Annotated in this window: 13 protein-coding genes and 1 pseudogene; 7 read left to right on the forward strand and 7 right to left on the reverse strand. The window is 62.8% G+C overall.

Annotation, left to right across the window (positions count from 1 at the left end):
- From OS035_RS16540 to OS035_RS16560, 5 genes and pseudogenes are all read left to right on the forward strand, one after another.
- Positions 1 to 100, forward strand: a pseudogene (locus tag OS035_RS16540) (cytochrome c-type biogenesis protein CcmH); the annotation flags it as partial.
- A gap of 165 nt (positions 101 to 265) precedes the next feature.
- Positions 266 to 1,855 (forward strand): Do family serine endopeptidase, encoded by a 1,590-nt coding sequence (locus OS035_RS16545; protein ID WP_097629461.1) that lies wholly within the window; start codon positions 266 to 268, stop codon positions 1,853 to 1,855.
- A 67-nt stretch (positions 1,856 to 1,922) separates the two neighbouring features.
- The gene (locus OS035_RS16550) at positions 1,923 to 2,678 is read left to right on the forward strand and encodes a response regulator transcription factor (protein WP_375166091.1); all 756 of its coding nucleotides are present in this window, start codon (positions 1,923 to 1,925) and stop codon (positions 2,676 to 2,678) included.
- The gene (locus OS035_RS16555) at positions 2,675 to 4,087 is read left to right on the forward strand and encodes a sensor histidine kinase (RefSeq protein WP_097629462.1); all 1,413 of its coding nucleotides are present in this window, start codon (positions 2,675 to 2,677) and stop codon (positions 4,085 to 4,087) included. The genes OS035_RS16550 and OS035_RS16555 overlap by 4 nt, the downstream gene beginning before the upstream one ends.
- A gap of 135 nt (positions 4,088 to 4,222) precedes the next feature.
- Positions 4,223 to 7,180, forward strand: coding sequence for a bifunctional [glutamine synthetase] adenylyltransferase/[glutamine synthetase]-adenylyl-L-tyrosine phosphorylase (locus OS035_RS16560; protein WP_097629463.1), 2,958 nt, complete (start codon positions 4,223 to 4,225; stop codon positions 7,178 to 7,180).
- A 27-nt stretch (positions 7,181 to 7,207) separates the two neighbouring features.
- Here the strand turns inward: OS035_RS16560 and OS035_RS16565 are convergent, their stop codons facing one another.
- From OS035_RS16565 to OS035_RS16580, 4 genes are all read right to left on the reverse strand, one after another.
- Positions 7,208 to 9,517 carry a PAS domain-containing sensor histidine kinase gene (locus OS035_RS16565; RefSeq protein ID WP_097629464.1) on the reverse strand — a complete coding sequence of 770 codons (2,310 nt, stop codon included), beginning with the start codon at positions 9,515 to 9,517 and terminating at the stop codon, positions 7,208 to 7,210.
- A 191-nt stretch (positions 9,518 to 9,708) separates the two neighbouring features.
- Entirely contained in the window at positions 9,709 to 12,357 is a 2,649-nt protein-coding gene (gene pepN, locus OS035_RS16570; protein ID WP_097629465.1) for an aminopeptidase N, read from the reverse strand.
- Positions 12,358 to 12,544: 187 nt separating this feature from the next.
- Entirely contained in the window at positions 12,545 to 13,651 is a 1,107-nt protein-coding gene (locus OS035_RS16575) for a cache domain-containing protein (RefSeq protein ID WP_331813911.1), read from the reverse strand.
- Between the two features lie 81 nt (positions 13,652 to 13,732).
- Positions 13,733 to 13,924: a hypothetical protein gene (locus tag OS035_RS16580; protein ID WP_165503978.1), complete on the reverse strand. Its 192-nt coding sequence runs from the start codon at positions 13,922 to 13,924 to the stop codon at positions 13,733 to 13,735.
- A 65-nt stretch (positions 13,925 to 13,989) separates the two neighbouring features.
- Here OS035_RS16580 and OS035_RS16585 point away from each other — a divergent pair, with 65 nt between their 5' ends.
- Positions 13,990 to 14,928, forward strand: a complete 939-nt coding sequence (locus OS035_RS16585; protein WP_131711783.1) for a DMT family transporter — start codon at positions 13,990 to 13,992, stop codon at positions 14,926 to 14,928.
- A 244-nt stretch (positions 14,929 to 15,172) separates the two neighbouring features.
- The gene (locus tag OS035_RS16590) at positions 15,173 to 16,045 is read left to right on the forward strand and encodes a hypothetical protein (RefSeq protein ID WP_097629469.1); all 873 of its coding nucleotides are present in this window, start codon (positions 15,173 to 15,175) and stop codon (positions 16,043 to 16,045) included.
- Here OS035_RS16590 and OS035_RS16595 read toward each other — a convergent pair whose 3' ends face one another.
- The 3 genes from OS035_RS16595 to OS035_RS16605 form a co-directional block, all read right to left on the reverse strand.
- Complete coding sequence (locus OS035_RS16595; RefSeq protein WP_165503977.1) at positions 16,046 to 16,198, reverse strand: hypothetical protein; 153 nt, start codon at positions 16,196 to 16,198, stop codon at positions 16,046 to 16,048.
- A 43-nt stretch (positions 16,199 to 16,241) separates the two neighbouring features.
- Complete coding sequence (locus OS035_RS16600; RefSeq protein ID WP_003569328.1) at positions 16,242 to 16,433, reverse strand: hypothetical protein; 192 nt, start codon at positions 16,431 to 16,433, stop codon at positions 16,242 to 16,244.
- Between the two features lie 132 nt (positions 16,434 to 16,565).
- On the reverse strand, positions 16,566 to 17,471 hold the full coding sequence (locus OS035_RS16605) for a uracil-DNA glycosylase (protein WP_097629470.1): 906 nt from the start codon (positions 17,469 to 17,471) through the stop codon (positions 16,566 to 16,568).
- Positions 17,472 to 17,484: the final 13 nt, after the last annotated feature.

Consider the following 17,484-nt stretch of genomic DNA (forward strand, 5'->3'; position numbering starts at 1 on the left):
GTCACTGCTGGTCTTTGCCCGCAGGCGGTCAGGCAAGCCGACAGGAAGTAAATTGACCGCGGATGAGCAGTCGAAGTTGAACGAGCTCCTGGAAAAGTAGCGGTCCGCCGGCGGCAATCGCCAGCCCGCGACCAAACATTTTCACACATTACCAATTTTTCATTGGCCGGACAGTTCGCAGTAAGGTGCGCCATCCTATATCTTGATGCATCGACTGATCCGGCGCTGCCGGGCTGAAGATTTAAGAACAAGAGAAGGTGCTCCAATGCTCAAGAATTTCAACGGACGTCCGTCCCTCGCCACCGTGCTCAAGGCTTCTACCGTCGCCGGTATCGCAGCCGCTGTGCTCGCAACCGGCGTTCCGCTCGAAATCACCCGGTCTTATGCCGAAGCCGTCAAGGTTCAGGCGCCTGCCGTGCCGAGCTTCGCCAATGTTGTCGACGCCGTTTCGCCGGCCGTCGTTTCCGTTCGTGTCGAAAACCGCGTCAATCCCGTCTCTGACAATGATGGCCTGTCCTTCGATTTCAACGGCCGCGGCTTCGATGATCTTCCCGATGATCATCCGCTGAAGCGCTTCTTCAAGCAGTTCGGCGGCCAGGACCCAAATGATCAGCAGGGCCATCAGCGGCGCTTTGGCCAGAACGGTCCGGGCGGCCCGAATGGCCCGGGCGGCAAGGGCCGGCTGCGTCCGGTCGCTCAAGGCTCGGGCTTCTTCATTTCCGAGGACGGCTACATCGTCACCAACAACCACGTGGTGTCCGATGGCCAGGCCTTCGTCGCCGTCATGAATGATGGCACCGAACTCGATGCCAAGCTGATCGGCAAGGATCCGCGCACCGATCTCGCCGTGCTCAAGGTCGACGGCAAGGGCAAGAAGTTCACCTATGTCAACTGGGCCGACGACAACAATGTCCGCGTCGGCGATTGGGTCGTCGCGGTCGGCAACCCCTTCGGTCTCGGCGGCACGGTCACGGCGGGCATCGTTTCGGCCCGCGGTCGCGATATCGGTTCCGGTCCATATGACGATTACCTGCAGGTGGACGCGGCCGTGAACCGCGGCAACTCCGGTGGCCCGACCTTCAACCTCAGCGGCGAAGTCGTCGGCATCAACACCGCGATCTTTTCGCCGTCGGGCGGCAGCGTCGGCATCGCCTTCGCCATTCCCGCCTCGACCGCCAGGGATGTCGTCGCCGACCTGATGAAGGATGGCCAGGTGTCTCGCGGCTGGCTGGGTGTCCAGATCCAGCCGGTGACCAAGGATATCGCCGAATCTATCGGTCTGTCCGAGCCGAGCGGCGCCCTTGTCGTCGCCCCGCAGGCGGGCTCTCCCGGTGACAAGGCCGGCATGAAGGCCGGCGACGTCGTCACGGCGCTGAACGGTGAAACGATCAAGGATGCGCGTGATCTCAGCCGCCGCATCGGCGCGATGCAGCCGGGCAGCAAGGTCGAGCTTTCGGTCTGGCGCGCCGGCAAGGCCCAGCCTCTGACCGTCGAACTCGGCACGCTGCCGGCCGACCAGAAGGATGCGAACGCCGATGACAACAGCCAGCCGCAGCAGCCCGAAGCGCCGGCGTCCGAAAAGGCGCTCGCCGACCTCGGCCTGACGGTCGGTCCCTCCGACGACGGCAAGGGCCTGGCGATCACCGGCATCGATCCGGACTCCGACGCCGCGGACAAGGGCATCAAGGAAGGCGAGAAGATCACCTCGGTCAACAACCAGGAAGTCTCCAGCCCCGCCGATGTCGTCAAGGTGCTGAACCAGGCCAAGAAGGACGGCCGCACCCGCGCGCTGTTCCAGATCCAGTCCAGCGAAGGAAGCCGTTTCGTCGCGCTTCCGATCAACGGCCGGGGCTGATCCTTTAAGAAAACAGGAGCCGTGCGGATGAAAATCCGCGCGGCTTGATTCTTCTGACCTTTGAAGGATGATCGCGATGAGCGCCGCGCCGCAGGAAGATGCTTTGAGCCTTGCCGAAACGCAGCCGGTGGGTAATGTCGGCCGCATGAAGATTCTCATCATCGAAGATGATCTCGAAGCCGCGGTCTACCTCACGAAAGCCTTTCGCGAGGCGGGTATCGTTGCCGATCACGCCAGCGACGGCGAGGCCGGCCTGTTCATGGGGTCGGAAAACACCTACGACGTCATCGTCATCGATCGCATGCTGCCGCGCCGGGACGGTCTCTCCGTCATCAGCGAGCTGCGCCGCAAGGCGATTCATACCCCGGTTCTCATTCTTTCCGCCCTCGGCCAGGTCGATGACCGCGTCACCGGCCTTCGCGCCGGCGGCGACGACTACCTGCCGAAGCCTTATGCCTTCAGCGAATTGCTGGCGCGCGTCGAGGTACTCGGCCGCCGCAAGGGCACGCCGGATCAGGACGTCGTCTATCGCGTCGGCGATCTCGAACTCGATCGACTCTCCCACGAGGTGCGCCGCGGCGGCAAGGAAATCCCGCTGCAGCCGCGCGAATTCCGCCTGCTCGAATATCTGATGAAGAATGCCGGCCAGGTAGTGACCCGCACCATGCTGCTCGAAAATGTCTGGGACTATCACTTCGATCCGCAGACCAATGTCATTGACGTCCACGTCTCGCGGCTGCGCTCGAAGATCGAGAAGGACTACAGCCAGCCGCTCCTGAAGACCATTCGGGGCGCGGGGTACATGATCAAGGATGAGGGATGAGCCGCTTCAGGGTTCTCTTCAAGTCCACTGCAGTCCGCCTTTCGGCACTCTATATCCTGCTTTTCGCCATCTGCGCCGCGACCCTCGTCTTCTATGTGACGGCGATGTCGGAACGGCTGCTGACCGGCCAGATCCGCGACGCCGTCAAGCAGGAGGTAGAGCAGGTGCAGCGCGCCTATGACACCGGCGGCATGAACCTTTTGTTGCGCACGATGGAGCGGCGTGCCCGCCAGCCGGGCGCCAATCTTTATATCATCGCCGGCCCCTCGGGCGATATTCTCGCAGGTAACGTCGCCTCTGTGCAGCCGGGCGTCTTCGAGGAGGTCGGCTGGACCTCCGCGCCCTTCGCCTATCAACGTTATACCGACGGCGGCGGTGTCGAGCGCCGTCATCGGGCGATCGCCAATATCTTCGTTCTCGACAACGGCTTGCGGATCCTGATCGGCCGGGACCTCGGCGATCCCGAACGTTTCCGCCTCCTGGTGCGTCAGGCATTGATGGTGGCGCTGGCGATCATGGGGCTCGGCGCGATCATCATCTGGTTCGCCATCGGCCGCAATGCGCTGAAACGCATCGACCGCATGTCGGATGCGAGCAAGAAGATCATGGCCGGCGACCTGTCGCAGCGCCTGCCGGTCGGCGGCTCCGGCGATGAATTCGACCGGCTGTCCATGTCTTTGAACACCATGCTGGAGCGCATCGAAAAGCTGAACGAGGGCCTGCGGCAGGTCTCCGACAATATCGCCCACGATCTCAAGACGCCGCTGACGCGGCTGCGCAACAAGGCGGCCGATGCGGTCGATATGGCCGATGGCGAGGCGCGGCGGACAGCGCTCGAAGGCATTATTTCCGAATCGGACCAGCTGATCCGCACCTTCAACGCGCTGCTGATGATCTCCCGCGTCGAGGCCGGGTCGGTGGCGGCGGAGATGTCAACGGTGGAGCTTTCCGCGATCGTCTCCGACAGCGCCGAGCTTTACGAGCCGGCGGCCGAGGAAGCTGGGCTCGGCCTCAGCGCCAGCGTCGAGCCAGGCGTCGAGGTCCAGGGCAATCGCGAACTGATCGGCCAGGCGATTTTCAACCTGCTCGACAATGCCATCAAATATTCCTCCGATACCGAAGGCGCTGGCACGGTGTCGCTGAAGCTTGCCCGCCGCCCGGACGGCATCTGTCTTTCGGTGGCCGACCACGGTCCGGGCGTTCCGGCCGAACGGCGCGACGATGTGGTGAAGCGCTTCGTCCGTCTCGACGAAAGTCGTTCGAAGCCCGGCACGGGGCTCGGCCTTTCGCTGGTAGAAGCCGTCATGGAGCTGCACAACGGCCGCCTGGAACTTTCGGACACCGATCCCGACAAGCCCGAACAGCGCGGCTTGACCGTCAGCATGATCTTCCCGGCCAAGGCCGCGTGATCTTTTCCGCCGAAGTCCGATAGGCTGAATCGCGTATTGGCGGTTTGGTGCCAAGACCCTAGTTTAATCCCGACCGAAGGAGACAGTTCGCGATTCGACGTGGTCGCTCCTTTCGCCTAAAGCCAGGGAGAGCGCATGCTGACGAAATCGACGCATGGCCTGAAGGACGTGGCCGAAGGGCTGCTGCGTCCGCTGAGCCAGACGGAGCTGAAGCTGGCGCTGGCCGACCTCCAGGAGGCTGGCAAAAGCCAGCCGTCGGTGGCTGCGATGCTGAAGACGGAAGGCCCGCTACGCGATTTTATTGCCGCGGCGCTGACGCTGTCGCCTTATCTGCGCGAAATCGCCAATCTCGATCCCGCCATCCTTGCCGGCGCCATCGCGCAACCGCTGGAGCCCCAGATCGAGGCGCTAGTCGCCGAAGCGCGCGGTTGCTGGCGGCCGGACGGCGAGGGGGCAGCACCCGCCGAATCCGTGGTGATGACCAGGCTGCGCATCATCAAGCGCAAGGTCGCTTTCCTCGTCGCGCTCGCCGATCTCTCGCGCATTTTCGACGGGCGGGCGACGACGGCCTGGCTGAGCGAGCTGGCCGAAGCGTCGGTCGCCGCCGCGATCGACCATCTGCTGCTGGCGGCCCATGAGGGCGGAAAGCTCAGGCTGCGCAATCCGGCGGCCCCGAGCGACGGCTCCGGGCTGATCGTGCTCGGCATGGGCAAACTTGGCGCCTGCGAGCTCAACTATTCCTCCGATATCGATTTGGTCGTCTTCTTCGATGAAGAGGCCGGCATCGTGCCCGATCCCGATGACGCGATCGAGGTGTTCCCCCGGATGATGCGCCGGCTGGTGCGCATCCTGCAGGAGCGCACGGCGGACGGCTACGTCTTCCGCACCGATCTCAGATTGCGCCCCGACCCCGGCTCGACGCCGCTGGCGATCCCGGTCGAGGCGGCGATGATCTATTATGAGGGCAGGGGTCAGAACTGGGAGCGGGCAGCCTTCATCAAGGCGCGCGCCGTCGCCGGCGACCTTGCGGCGGGCAGCGATTTCCTGCGCGGGCTTTCCCCTTTCGTCTTCCGCAAATATCTCGATTATGCGGCGATCGCCGATATCCATTCGATCAAGCGGCAGATCCACGCGCATAAGGGCCACGGCGCCATTGCCGTCAAAGGCCACAACGTCAAGCTTGGCCGCGGCGGTATCCGCGAGATCGAATTCTTCGTCCAGACCCAGCAACTGATCGCCGGCGGCCGCATGCCGGCCTTGCGCGGCCGGGCGACGGAAGAAACGCTCGGTGAACTCACCAAGGCGAAATGGATCGATGCCGAGACGCGGGACGAACTGACGGAGGCCTACTGGTTCCTGCGCGATGTCGAACATCGCATCCAGATGGTGCGCGACGAGCAGACCCACCTGCTGCCGGAAACCGATGGCGACCTGAAGCGCATCGCTTTCATGATGGGCTTTACCGATACGCCGAGCTTTGCCGAACGGCTGGTCGGCGTGCTGAAGACGGTCGAGCGGCGTTATGCGCATTTGTTCGAACAGGAAAGCAAACTTTCCACCGGCACCGGAAACCTCGTCTTCACCGGCCAGGGCGACGATCCCGATACGCTGGAGACGCTGAAGAAGCTCGGCTTCACCCGGCCCTCCGACATCTCGCGCATCATCCGCACCTGGCACTACGGCCGCTACCGCGCGACGCAATCGGTCGAGGCGCGCGAAAGGTTGACGGAGCTGGCACCGGAGCTTTTGCGGGTCTTCGGCGAAAGCAAGCGCGCCGACGAAGCGCTGCTGCGCTTCGACAGCTTCATCTCCGGCCTTCCCTCCGGCATCCAGCTGTTCTCGCTGCTCGGCAGCAATCCGGCGCTCCTGTCGCTGATCGTCAACATCATGTCCTCGGCACCCCGCCTTGCCGAGGTGATTGCCGCCAGGCCGCATGTCTTCGACGGCATGCTCGATCCCGGCCTGATGGCCGAACTGCCGACCCGCGATTATCTCGGCGAGCGGCTGAAGGGCTCGCTTGCCCAGGCCCGCCACTATGAGGAGGTGCTCGACCGGCTGCGCATCTTCGCGGCCGAACAGCGCTTCCTCATCGGCATACGCCTGCTGACCGGCGCGATCAACGGCGACATGGCCGCCCGCGCCTTCACCCATCTCGCCGACCTCATCATATCAGCCGCGCTCAATGCCGTGGTGAGTGAGATGCGGGGGGCACATGGTGACTATCCCGGCGGACGCATCGCCGTTGCCGGCATGGGCAAGCTCGGCAGCTTCGAGCTGACGGCGGGCTCCGACATCGACCTGATCCTGCTCTATGACTATGACGATGCTGCCTCCGAATCCGATGGGGCAAAGCCGCTCGACGCGACGCGTTACTTCACCCGCATCACCCAAAGGCTGATCGCCGCCCTGTCGGCGCCGACCGCCGAAGGCGTGCTCTATGAGGTCGACATGCGGCTGCGCCCTTCCGGCAACAAGGGACCGGTCGCCACCCGCATCAATGCCTTCGGCAAATATCAGCGCGAGGAGGCCTGGACCTGGGAGCACATGGCGCTGAGCCGCGCCCGGCTGATTTCAGGCGATGACAGCCTGATCGCCGAGGCGGAGCATATCATCCGCGAGGTGCTGACGTCAGATCGCGACATTGCCAAGGTGGCGCATGACGTCGCCGAGATGCGCGCGCTGATCGACACGGAAAAGCCGCCATCCACCCCCTGGGACCTGAAGCTGATCTCCGGCGGCGTCATCGACCTCGAATTCATTGCCCAGTACCTGGCGCTGATCGCCCCCACCAAAGGCGTCGGCACTGCCGTCAACGGGCTGAGCACCGGCGAGGCGCTGAAGGTGATTGGCGATAGGCTGATGGCGACGGCCGATCTCGACACATGCCTTGAGGCTTTTGCCCTTTATACCAGCCTGTCGCAGCTGATCCGCCTCTGCATCGACGGCCTGTTCGATCCGAACGACGCGCCCGCCGGTCTCGTCGAATTGGTCTGCCGCGCCGGCGACTGCCCTGATATCAGGACGCTGGAAGGTGAAGTGAAGCGGCTTTCGAAGGCGGTCAGGAAGATCTTCCTGACTGTCGTGAAGGCTTGAATGCATCGGCGACGCCGCCGCCGTTCCTTAGACGTCGTCCGGGATGCGCAGCGAGATCACCGTGCCCACGGCTTCGCGGGAGCGGATCTTCATGCGGCCGCCATGCAGCGCGGTCAGCGAGCGGGAGATGGCAAGCCCGAGGCCGGAGCCGCCCTTGCTCTTGGCATATTGGCTCTGCACCTGTTCGAAGGGCTGGCCGATCTTCGACAGCGCCGAGCGGGGAATGCCGATGCCGGTATCGGCGATGGTGACGAGCACGGCACCGTCGATGCGGCGTGTGCGCACCGCGATGCGGCCGCCATTGTCGGTGAACTTCACGGCATTGGAGAGCAGGTTGAGAAGCACCTGTTTCATCGCCCGGCGGTCGGCGGTCAGCGTCAGGCCGGATGAGATGCGCTGATCGATGACGATGTTCTTCTCGGCCGCCGGAATGGCCGTGAAGCGCAGGCTTTCCTCGATCAGCGGCACGAGATCGATGCGCTCGCAATGCAGCCTGAGATGGCCGGCCTCGATCTTCGACATGTCGAGAATGTCGTTGATGACGTTGAGCAGATGTTTGCCGCTGTCATGGATGTCACGGGCATATTCGTCGTATTTCAGCGAGCCGAGCGGTCCGAACATCTGGTTCTGCAGGATTTCGGAGAAGCCGAGGATGGCGTTCAGCGGCGTGCGCAGCTCATGCGACATGTTGGCGAGAAATTCCGATTTCGCCTTGTTGGCGGCCTCGGCGCGCTCTTTCTCCGCCTGGTAGTTGGCGTTCGCCGTCGAAAGCTCGGATTTCTGGATCTCCAGCGTCTGCCGCGAGGCGGAGAGATCGCCGATCGTCGCCATCAGCCGGCGTTCGGATTCGCGCAGCCGCTCCTGATGGCGTTTCATCAGGGTGATGTCGGTTCCCACAGAGACCCTGCCGCCGTCTCGGGTGCGCCGCTCGTTGATCTGCAGCCAGCGCTCGTCGGCAAGCTGCACCTCGGTCGTGCGCGAATAGCCGGAACCGTCGGCGTCGGCGATCCGACGTTCGATGACGGGGCGGGCAGCGGCGGCATTGACGATCGAGCGCTCGGTGCCGGGCACCAGCACGCTGTCCGGCAAGCCGTAAGCCTGCTGGAAATGGGTGTTGCACATGACCAGCCGATCGTTCTTGTCCCAGAGCACGAAGGCCTCAGAGGTGCATTCGATGGCGTCGGCAAGGCGCTGGTCGGCTTCGGCGTAACGCTGGGCAAGCCGATGCTGCTCGGTCACGTCCATGGCGATGCCGATCAGGTGCACGCGGCCGGAATTGCTGCGGATCACCTGGGCACGGGCGCGCATCCAGACATAGTGGCCGCCGGCATGGCGCATGCGGAAGATCTGATCGACCTGGCCGGAGTGGCCCTTGGCGATGGCGCGCGCGATCTCGTAGAGCCCGCCGTCATCGGGATGCATCAGTCGCGCGGCTTCGCCGAAACCCATCGTCTTGTCGGAACCCGGCAGGCCGAGCATGTCGTACATCGAGCGCGACCAGAAGAATTCGCGGTTCTCGAAATCGAAGTCCCAAAGGCCGCAGCGGCCGCGCGACAGCGCCGTCTCGACGCGCAGGTTCGATTCCAGAAAGATGTCGTCGGCGTCGCGGGCGCGTTTCACCTGCGTGTAATAGGCATAGAGGATGACCAGCAGGATCGAGGAGATGCCGGCAAACAGCGTGACGTTGAGGGCGAGCTGCTCGCGCCAGAGGCGGCTGATCTCGTCGAGCGAGGTGGCGGCGACGATATAACCGCCGGCATTGCCCATCAGCGTGATCTCGGCATAGTGCGGCACGCCGCCGATCGTCGTTTCGATGACGCCGGCGCGATCGCCGAAACGCCGGATTGCCGAGACCTCGGGAAAGAAATCGCCGACATTGCTGCCGACATGCGAAAGCCCGGCGGTCGTTGCGGCAAAGACCTTGCCGCTTGCCTGGACAAGGAGCACGAAGGCGCCGCTGTCGAGCCGGTCCTGCGGCAGGAACCTGGCAAGCCTTGCCTGCGCTTCCGCGATGTCGCCGCTGTCGAAAATCTCGGATGTATCGGCAAACACTGCGGAGGCGGTCGCGGCCGAAAGCGCGGTGGCATGGCGGGCCGAGGCTTCCAGGCGGGAATATTCGCTGACCATGCCGAAGAAATGCGAGGCGGCGACAACAAAGAGGAAGGCGACGATCAGCGCCGGAATGGCGCGCTTCAGGAGCAGTTCCGCCTTCGGCAGATGACGGAGAAGTGGTTCCGATGTCGCATGACCGGAAAGGCTGTCTCGCCAGGCTTTCAACCCGTCAAAATCGACACGCAGCCGTCCTCCGGCCACGGTTGCCCGCCGCACGTCCATCATCTCTTCGCCTTGTCCCTCGTGTGATTCGCGCGCCGCTCGCTCGAACCTGACCTAGAGAATCATGGGTGATTCGCCTTGTCCAGAGGCAAAGGTAAAAATCCGTTAACTATTTAGAATCTCGTGTTTTTCGGGCAATTCGATTTGCTCGGCAACCGGCCGCCGAATTATTCGCGGCAGCCGGCCGAAGCAAATCACCCCTTCAGCGTGCGCTCGACGATATCGCGCACGTCGGTCGAAAGAGCGGCAGCCCGCTCGATCTCGTTCAGCGCTGCGCGGGCATGATCGGCCCGCACCGGTTCGAGCGAGCGCCAGGAGCGCATCGAAGTCAGAATGCGGGCGGCAAGCTGCGGATTGCGCTCGTCGATATCGAGAATCTGACGGGCGAGGAAACGATAGCCTTCGCCGTCGGCGCGGCCGAAGCCGGTCGGATTGGCAAAGGCGAAGGTGCCGACCAGCGACCGCATCCGGTTCGGATTGGTCCGCTTGAACAGCGAATCGTCCATCAGGGTGCGGACCCGTTCCAGGGTTTTTGAGCCGGGAATGCCGGCCTGGATGGCAAACCATTTGTCGATGACGAGCGCATTCTCCGCAAAGCGCTGACGGAAGGCGGCGAGCGCCTCGGCGGTCTCGGTGCTGTCGGGGAAACGATGGGCGAGGATCGTCAGCGCATGGCTGAGATCGGTCATGTTGTTGGCCGCATCGAAGGCGGCTCTGGCGCGGGCCGGCGTCTGCTCGGCGTGCGAGAGATAGGTCAGCGCCGTATTGCGCAGCGCCCTGAGGCCGGCGCTCCTTGCGTCCGGGCTGAAATCGCCCGATGTCGCCGTCGCGGCGTAGAGGCCGGCAAAAACATCCTTTCCGGCCTCGGCGACCTGTTTCAGGATCGCCTGCCGGCCGGCATGGATGGCATCGGGATCGTTATTGCCGCCGAGTTCGCGGGCAATATCGGATTCGCTCGGCAGCGCCAGCGCCTGGGCGCGGAAGGCGGGCTCGAGGGTGTCGTCGGCGGCGGCCGCAATCAGCGTCCCGACGAAAGTCGCCTCGCAGACAACAGGCTTGCCCTCGCGCGCGTCGCGGGCGGCTTTCAGGAGGTTCGGCAGCGCCAGATCGGTCAGGGCCTGCCAGCGGGCGAAGTGATCGGTCTCATGGCGGGCGAGATGGGCGAGATCGGCTGGGCTCTGATCGAAATGCAGATTGATCGGCGCCGAGAAGCTGCGGTTGATCGAAACGACCGGCCGCGAGCCGATACCGTGAAACACCACCGTCTGCGTGCGGCCGGTGAGATGCAGCACCTCGCCGGCATATTCGGCGCCGTCGACCAAGCTCGGCTCGAGCTTGCCGCCGTTTTCGCCGAAGAGCGCCAGGCTGAGCGGAATATGCATCGATTCCTTGCTCGACTGGCCGGGCGTTGCCGGGATCATCTGTTCGAGCGACAGGGTGAAGGTGGCCGCCGCCGCATCATAGCTGCCCGATGCGGTGACCAGCGGCGTGCCGGCCTGATGGTACCAGAGCGAGAATTGCGTGAGGTCGCGTCCGCTCGCATCCTCGAAGCATTTGACGAAATCCTCGATCGTCACCGCCTGGCCGTCATGGCGGTCGAAATAGAGGTCCATGCCCTTCTTGAAGTCGTCCTTGCCGAGCAGCGTCGCGATCATCCGCGTCACTTCGCTGCCCTTCTCGTAGACGGTCCTCGTGTAGAAATTGTTGATCTCGCGATAGGTCGTCGGCCGCACAGGATGGGCGAGCGGGCCGCCATCTTCCGGAAACTGCTCGGATTTCAGGTGACGAACATCGGCGATGCGTTTGACCGGGCGCGAGCGCTGATCGGAGGAGAATTCCTGATCGCGATAGACCGTCAGGCCTTCCTTAAGGCACAGCTGGAACCAGTCGCGGCAGGTGATGCGGTTGCCGGTCCAATTGTGGAAATATTCATGCGCGATGACCGCTTCGATATTGGCGTAGTCGGCATCGGTCGCGGTCTCGGGATCGGCAAGGACGTATCTGTCGTTGAAGACGTTGAGACCCTTGTTCTCCATCGCGCCCATGTTGAAGTCGGAGACGGCGACGATCATGAAGATGTCGAGGTCGTATTCGCGTCCGAACCTCTCTTCGTCCCATGCCATCGAGCGCTTCAGCGCGTCCATGGCATAGGCCGCGCGCGGCTCCTTGCCGTGTTCGACATAGATCTTCAGCACCACCTCGCGGCCGGACATGGTGGTGAACGTGTCTTCGACGACGCCGAGATCGCCGGCAACGAGCGCGAAGAGATAGCTTGGCTTCGGATGCGGGTCGAACCAGGCGGCGAAATGCTTGCCGGGGCCGTAGCCGGCGCCGCCGAGGAAGTTGCCGTTCGAGAGGAGCAGCGGGTTGGCGTCCTTGTCCGCGATGATATTGACCGTGAACGGTGCAAGCACGTCCGGACGATCGGGGAAATAGGTGATGCGGCGGAAACCTTCCGCCTCGCATTGCGTGCAGTAGATGCCGCCGGTGCGGTAAAGGCCCATCAGCTGGGTGTTGGCCTCGGGATTGATGAGCGTGGTGATCGTCAGCTCGAAGGGAGCGCTTTCCGGCAGGTCGCGCACCGTCAGGCTTTCCGCTGTAGCGTCATACCGCGAAGGTTCGAGCTCCACCTGGTCGAAGAGCAGCCCCGACAGCGTCAACTCGTCGCCGTCAAGCACGATCGGCGCTGCCAGATCGGCGCCTGGGCGGCGATGAAAGATCAGGCGTGCCTCGACCTTTGTCTCCGTCGGATCGAGTTCGAACGTCAGGTCCACGCGTTCCAGCACGAAGTCGGTGGGACGGTAATCTGCCAGATGAATGATCTGGCCGTTATCTGTTCGCATGGTGTTTCCTGAAGACCGTTATTTGACAACCGCGGAATACAGAGGCGGGCGCACTCTGCCATAAATTTGCCGGGCATGATTACATTAAAGTCTGAACTAAAGTTAAAGCAAATTGCCCGCGAACACCAAGTTCGCGGGCAAAATATCCTGTTTCGGGCGGATGAACGCCGCTGCTGGCGGGATGGCGCTATTTCAAATTGAGCGCTGCCTTGATCGTCGCGTCGTTTTCCGTCCGCTGGACGACGACGCCGTACCAGCCGAGCCCGTCGTAATCCTCGTAGCCGAGGGTGCGTGCGAAGGCGACGATCGAGCCGCTATTGTCGTAGTAGCTACCCTTGGCCCGGCCGGACGGGTTGGCGAGGGCAAAATGGGAAAAGAGCAGGGCGGGATTAGTGCTGGCGATGACCCGGCTCTTGCCGTCGAGCAGCATGACCGTCGTTTTCTCCGCCAGCTGCGGCGGCAGGTTCGCCTCTTTCTCGACGATCGCCTGGCCCTGGTTCTGCCAGTCGAAATAGACGCCGAGCGTGCCGATCAGCCGCCCGTCGATCTTGCCGCCTTCGCGGATGCCGGTGGCATAGACGAGCGCATGCCTGTTGTCGTGGAGCGGGCTCGATTTGACCTCGTCGACACTATAAGCGTCACCGGAGGAGCACGCCGAAGCCGCGCGGAACCACGGATCACCGGCAAGGCTTGCCCCGCCGATCTTGCGCTGGAACTTGGGATTGGCGGAGGCGATCACCTTGCCCGAGAGATCGGTCACGACGAGATCGAGATAGACAGTGTAGAAGCGGTTGATGGCGCCGAGGCGCTGCGCTGCAAAGGCGACGGTGTCCCGATCGGGGTTCTGCAGCGCCTGCCAGAGTGCCGGGTCCGTCGCCCACCAGCGCACATCGGCGGTACGCTCGAAGAGGTTGCGGACGATGAGCTGCACCAGCGTCTGCGCCAGGTCGGTGAGGCGGACGCCCTCCATCTGCTCGACCAGGCAATCCGCCATGGCGCGGCTGAGGCCGATGCGGCCGAGCACGTTGCTCTCGAACCTGCCGGTGATGTCGGTTGCGATCTGCGCCAACCGCTGCACCTCGTTGGCAACGACAGCGAAGCCCTTTCCGGTCTCACCGGCTCTTGCCGCTTCGATCAGCGCATTGATGGCGAGCAGCTTGATCTGCTTGACGATATTGGTGTTTTCGGCGCTGAAGCGCTCAAGGTCGGTGCTGATGCCGTCGGTGACGACGCGCATCGAGCGCGGTGTCGCATTCTGCGACTGGGCAATGGTTTCTGCGCTGAGCGGCTTCATCAAATGATCCTGGAAGGGCGGCAATCGTCTTGGGGGCGAGGAAATTTCGAGATCAGCGAAAACGATGCGTGCCTATGGTTTTCAATTGGTTAACACCGAGCGGTCAGAGGTAAACATTTCGGGGGGAATGGCTGAAGAGAGCGAAAATTCGACGCGAGGGCGCGCATTGCCGCATCGTCGGGCCTGCGGCGGAAAGCAATTTTGTGATTCTTCCGCGCCGCCTGCGATTTTTCGCCAATCGGGATTTTCTTCCGCTACGATGGAAGAGGTCATCCCCAGCGTTCCCGAGTCGAACGCGTCTTCCCGTTCCTGTTAAGTCGATATCAAGAGCCAGGATCATGCACGCGGTTCTCAAAAACCCGATGAGAGGCATTGCGCTGAAAGTCTCGTCGGTCGTGGTCTTCCTGGCCATGCAGACCTTCATCAAGCTGGCGGGCTCGGCCATCCCGCCGGGGCAGGTCACTTTTTGCAGGTCCTTCTTCGCGCTCTTCCCGATCATCGCCTATCTCGCCTATATCGGGCAACTGCGCGCCGCTTTCTACACTGCCAATCCGGTCGGCCACCTCAAGCGCGGCACGATCGGCATCATGTCGATGGCTTTCGGTTTCTACGGCCTCCTGCATCTGCCGCTGCCGGAGGCGATCGCGCTCGGTTATGCGCTGCCGCTCGTCGCCGTTATCTTCGCCGCGGTTTTTCTCGGCGAGACCGTGCGCATCTATCGCTGGAGCGCCGTCCTAGTCGGCATCGTCGGCGTCGCCATCGTCTCCTGGCCGAAGCTGACGCTGTTCCGCGATGGCGGCATGGAAGCCGAACAGGCCATTGGCGCGCTCGCAGTGCTCATCTCGGCCGTTCTCGGCGGCATGGCGATGATCCAGGTGCGCCGTCTCGTCGAGGAGGAGAAGACGGCGACGATCGTGCTCTATTTCTCGCTCACCGCTTCGGTCTTCTCGCTGGCCTCCCTGCCGTTCGGCTGGCTCATTCTGCCTTGGCCGTCGGCGCTCTATCTGATCGCGGCCGGCTTTTGCGGCGGCGTCGCACAGATCCTCTTGACCGAAAGCTACCGCCATGCCGACGTCTCCACCATCGCGCCGTTTGAATATACCTCGATCCTGCTCGGCGGCATCGTTGCCTATTTCGTCTTCGGCGACGTGCCGAGCGTGACCATGCTGATCGGCACTCTGATCGTCGTCTCCGCCGGCATCTTCATCATCTATCGCGAGCATCAGCTGGGAATCGAGCAACGGGAGGCGCGCAAAGCCACGACGCCGCCGGCCTGACACCGGCAAGCTGCTGATATGAAAGGCTTTAATGTGGTGGTTGCCGTGATTCGAAAATTGCGCGCAAGGGACGAAAAGAATGGTGAATTCTTGGGATACCGTTGCTTCTTGGAATATGTTTGTTGAAGATGAGAGAGTATCATTTATTCGAAGCTGTGCATGTCTGAATGGCGCTGATGCCGGAAGAGCGCTCGGTGTCGTTACTCCGATCGCCGGCCGGCGAGGGGAGGTGGAGAAAAGCGTAATGGCATTCACGGCGGAGCAATTGGCGGGGAACTGTTCCTTTCTGCTGAGCATCCGCTTTTTGGCTGGGCAGATGCGCGGTATGTTCGATGCCGGCCCACGGTTGGCGCGATTGCTCGCTTCGCATCAGCGCTGGCTTCTGACCCAGACTGCCTATGCCCTCAACCTGGAATATGATCCGCGCGACCCGACCTCGGGTTTCACCGCCGTCCGGCTGACCGGACGCATCACCGCGCATAAGGTGGCGAGCCGCAACACCGTGCTCGCCTTCATCGAAGAGCTTTATACCTACCGCTTCATTGTCCACACACCGGGCGACGAGCGGCGGCGGCCGCGTCATTTCGAGCCGGCCGAGGTCAGCCATCAGGCGATGTTTGCCTGGATTCATTCCAATCTCGGTGCGCTCGATCTGCTGGATGGCGGTCAAAGGGCAGCGTTTTTCCAGGCAAACCCATCATTGATGCGGCTGGTTCAGCCGCGCATTGCCCGCCATTGCCTGGAAGACGCCGCCTGGCGCGAGCCGCCGGAACAGGTGGCGCTGTTCCTCTGGACGGAAGCCGGCGGCCTCGTCATCGACAACTTCATCGCCCGCATGGATATAGAAAGCGGCGAACCAGGGAGGTATTCCGTCGGCCGCGTCGAAACCCGCGCGCTCGCGGCCGACTTCATGATGTCGCGCACCCATCTGCAGCGGCTACTGGCAAAGGCGGCGCAGCGCGGCTGCGTCGGCTGGGATGATGAACCGCGCAAGGCGCATCTGTGGATATCTCGGGATTTCGTCGAGCAATATTGCGCCTGGCAGGCGGTCAAGTTCGCCTATGTCGACGAGGCCTTCGAATGGGCGAAAGCCCAGTTCGAGGAAATGGCCGTCTGATCAGAGAACGATTGCCGCGGCACTTCGGCCATGTCTGCCGGCATCGGCCGGCTTCACCGAAAGCTCGCGTTCATATTCCCGCGCGGCGGAGAGCGCAGCGCGGATATGCTCGAAGATTTCGATGTTGCGCAGAAGCGATATCAGGATCGTCATCTTGTTACTCTTTACTCTTGAAGGCAGGCAGAGTGCCTGCCGCTCAATACTGCTGGAAGTCCGAGAAAATCGCGTCGGGGCGCGCCGTGCGGCCGTTGATGCCGGTGCCGCGGGCGGTCATCTGTTCGTTCGCGGCAAAGCCGAAACGGCTGTAGCCGTGGGTGGAACGAACTTGGTCGCCGGCGAGGCGAAGGGTTTCAAACCCGCTATGGATAGGACGAAAATGCTTGTTCATGGCCTTGGTTCCTGTGGTTCCTCCCAAGACACCACCTCATATTGCGGTGCAGCATTGATTCCGCAATGCGTCACGGCGGGATGCAGCCATGCGATATACGCATAGATCGATTCACAAATTATTCAACTTTGGCTAATTTCTAAGCAAAGAGAGGGACTTAAGCTTTGCTTGAAAAGCGAGCAGGTCGTTCCAGGCCAGCCGCTTGTTGACGGGCGCGGTCAACAGATCCTGCGGATGCAGGCTGGCTATGGCAGGAATGACACAGTCCGCAGCGGCAATTTCCTTCCAGCGGCCGCGCAGGCCGTGAATCGTGTCGTTTTCGCCGAAGAAGAAGCGGGCCGAAAAATTACCGAGCAGCAGGATGGCCTTGGGTTCGGCCAGCGCGATCTGCCGTTCGATGAAAGGCCGGCAGATATCCATTTCGGCGGCCGAGGGCGCACGATTGCCGGGTGGCCGCCACGGGATGACCTGCGTCAGCAGAATGGCTGAACGCCTCAGCCCGATCGCCGCCAGCATCTTGTCGAACAGCTGGCCGGATTTTCCGGAGAAGGGCACACCTTCGCGATCGTCTTCGGCGCCTGGCGCCGAGCCGATCACCATGATGCCGCTTTCGGCATCGCCGCTGGCAAAGATGGTCGAGCGGGCGCTGTGCTTGAGATTGCAGCCGTTGAAGGCTTCGAGTGCGGTCTTGAGCTCTGCCAGCGACCGCGCGGATTCGGCGACGAAACGCGCCTGCTGCACGGCCTCGCCATCCGGGATCGCCGGTTGCGGGCCGGAAGCGGCGCGTTCAGCCGGGGCCGGGCGTGCCGCTGCATTCGGACGCGGCGATGTCCGGCTTTCGCCGGGCGCGGCACGCTCCCCGGCGGCGGCAGGTTGCGGCTGCGCTTGCGTGGCCGGGCGCCGCGCCGCTTTCATCGCTTCGAACTCGGCGAAGCGGTCGATCGCCTCTTCCTCCAGCAGCCACTCCACGCCGGCATCCGCATGGAAGTGCAGAAGCGCTGCAAGCTCGGCGGGGGAAAGATCGTTGGTGGAAATCATGCGGCAAGCTTAA

It is taken from the genome of Rhizobium sp. 268 (assembly GCF_036571585.1).
In the GTDB taxonomy this organism is placed as follows: Bacteria; Pseudomonadota; Alphaproteobacteria; order Rhizobiales; family Rhizobiaceae; genus Rhizobium; species Rhizobium redzepovicii.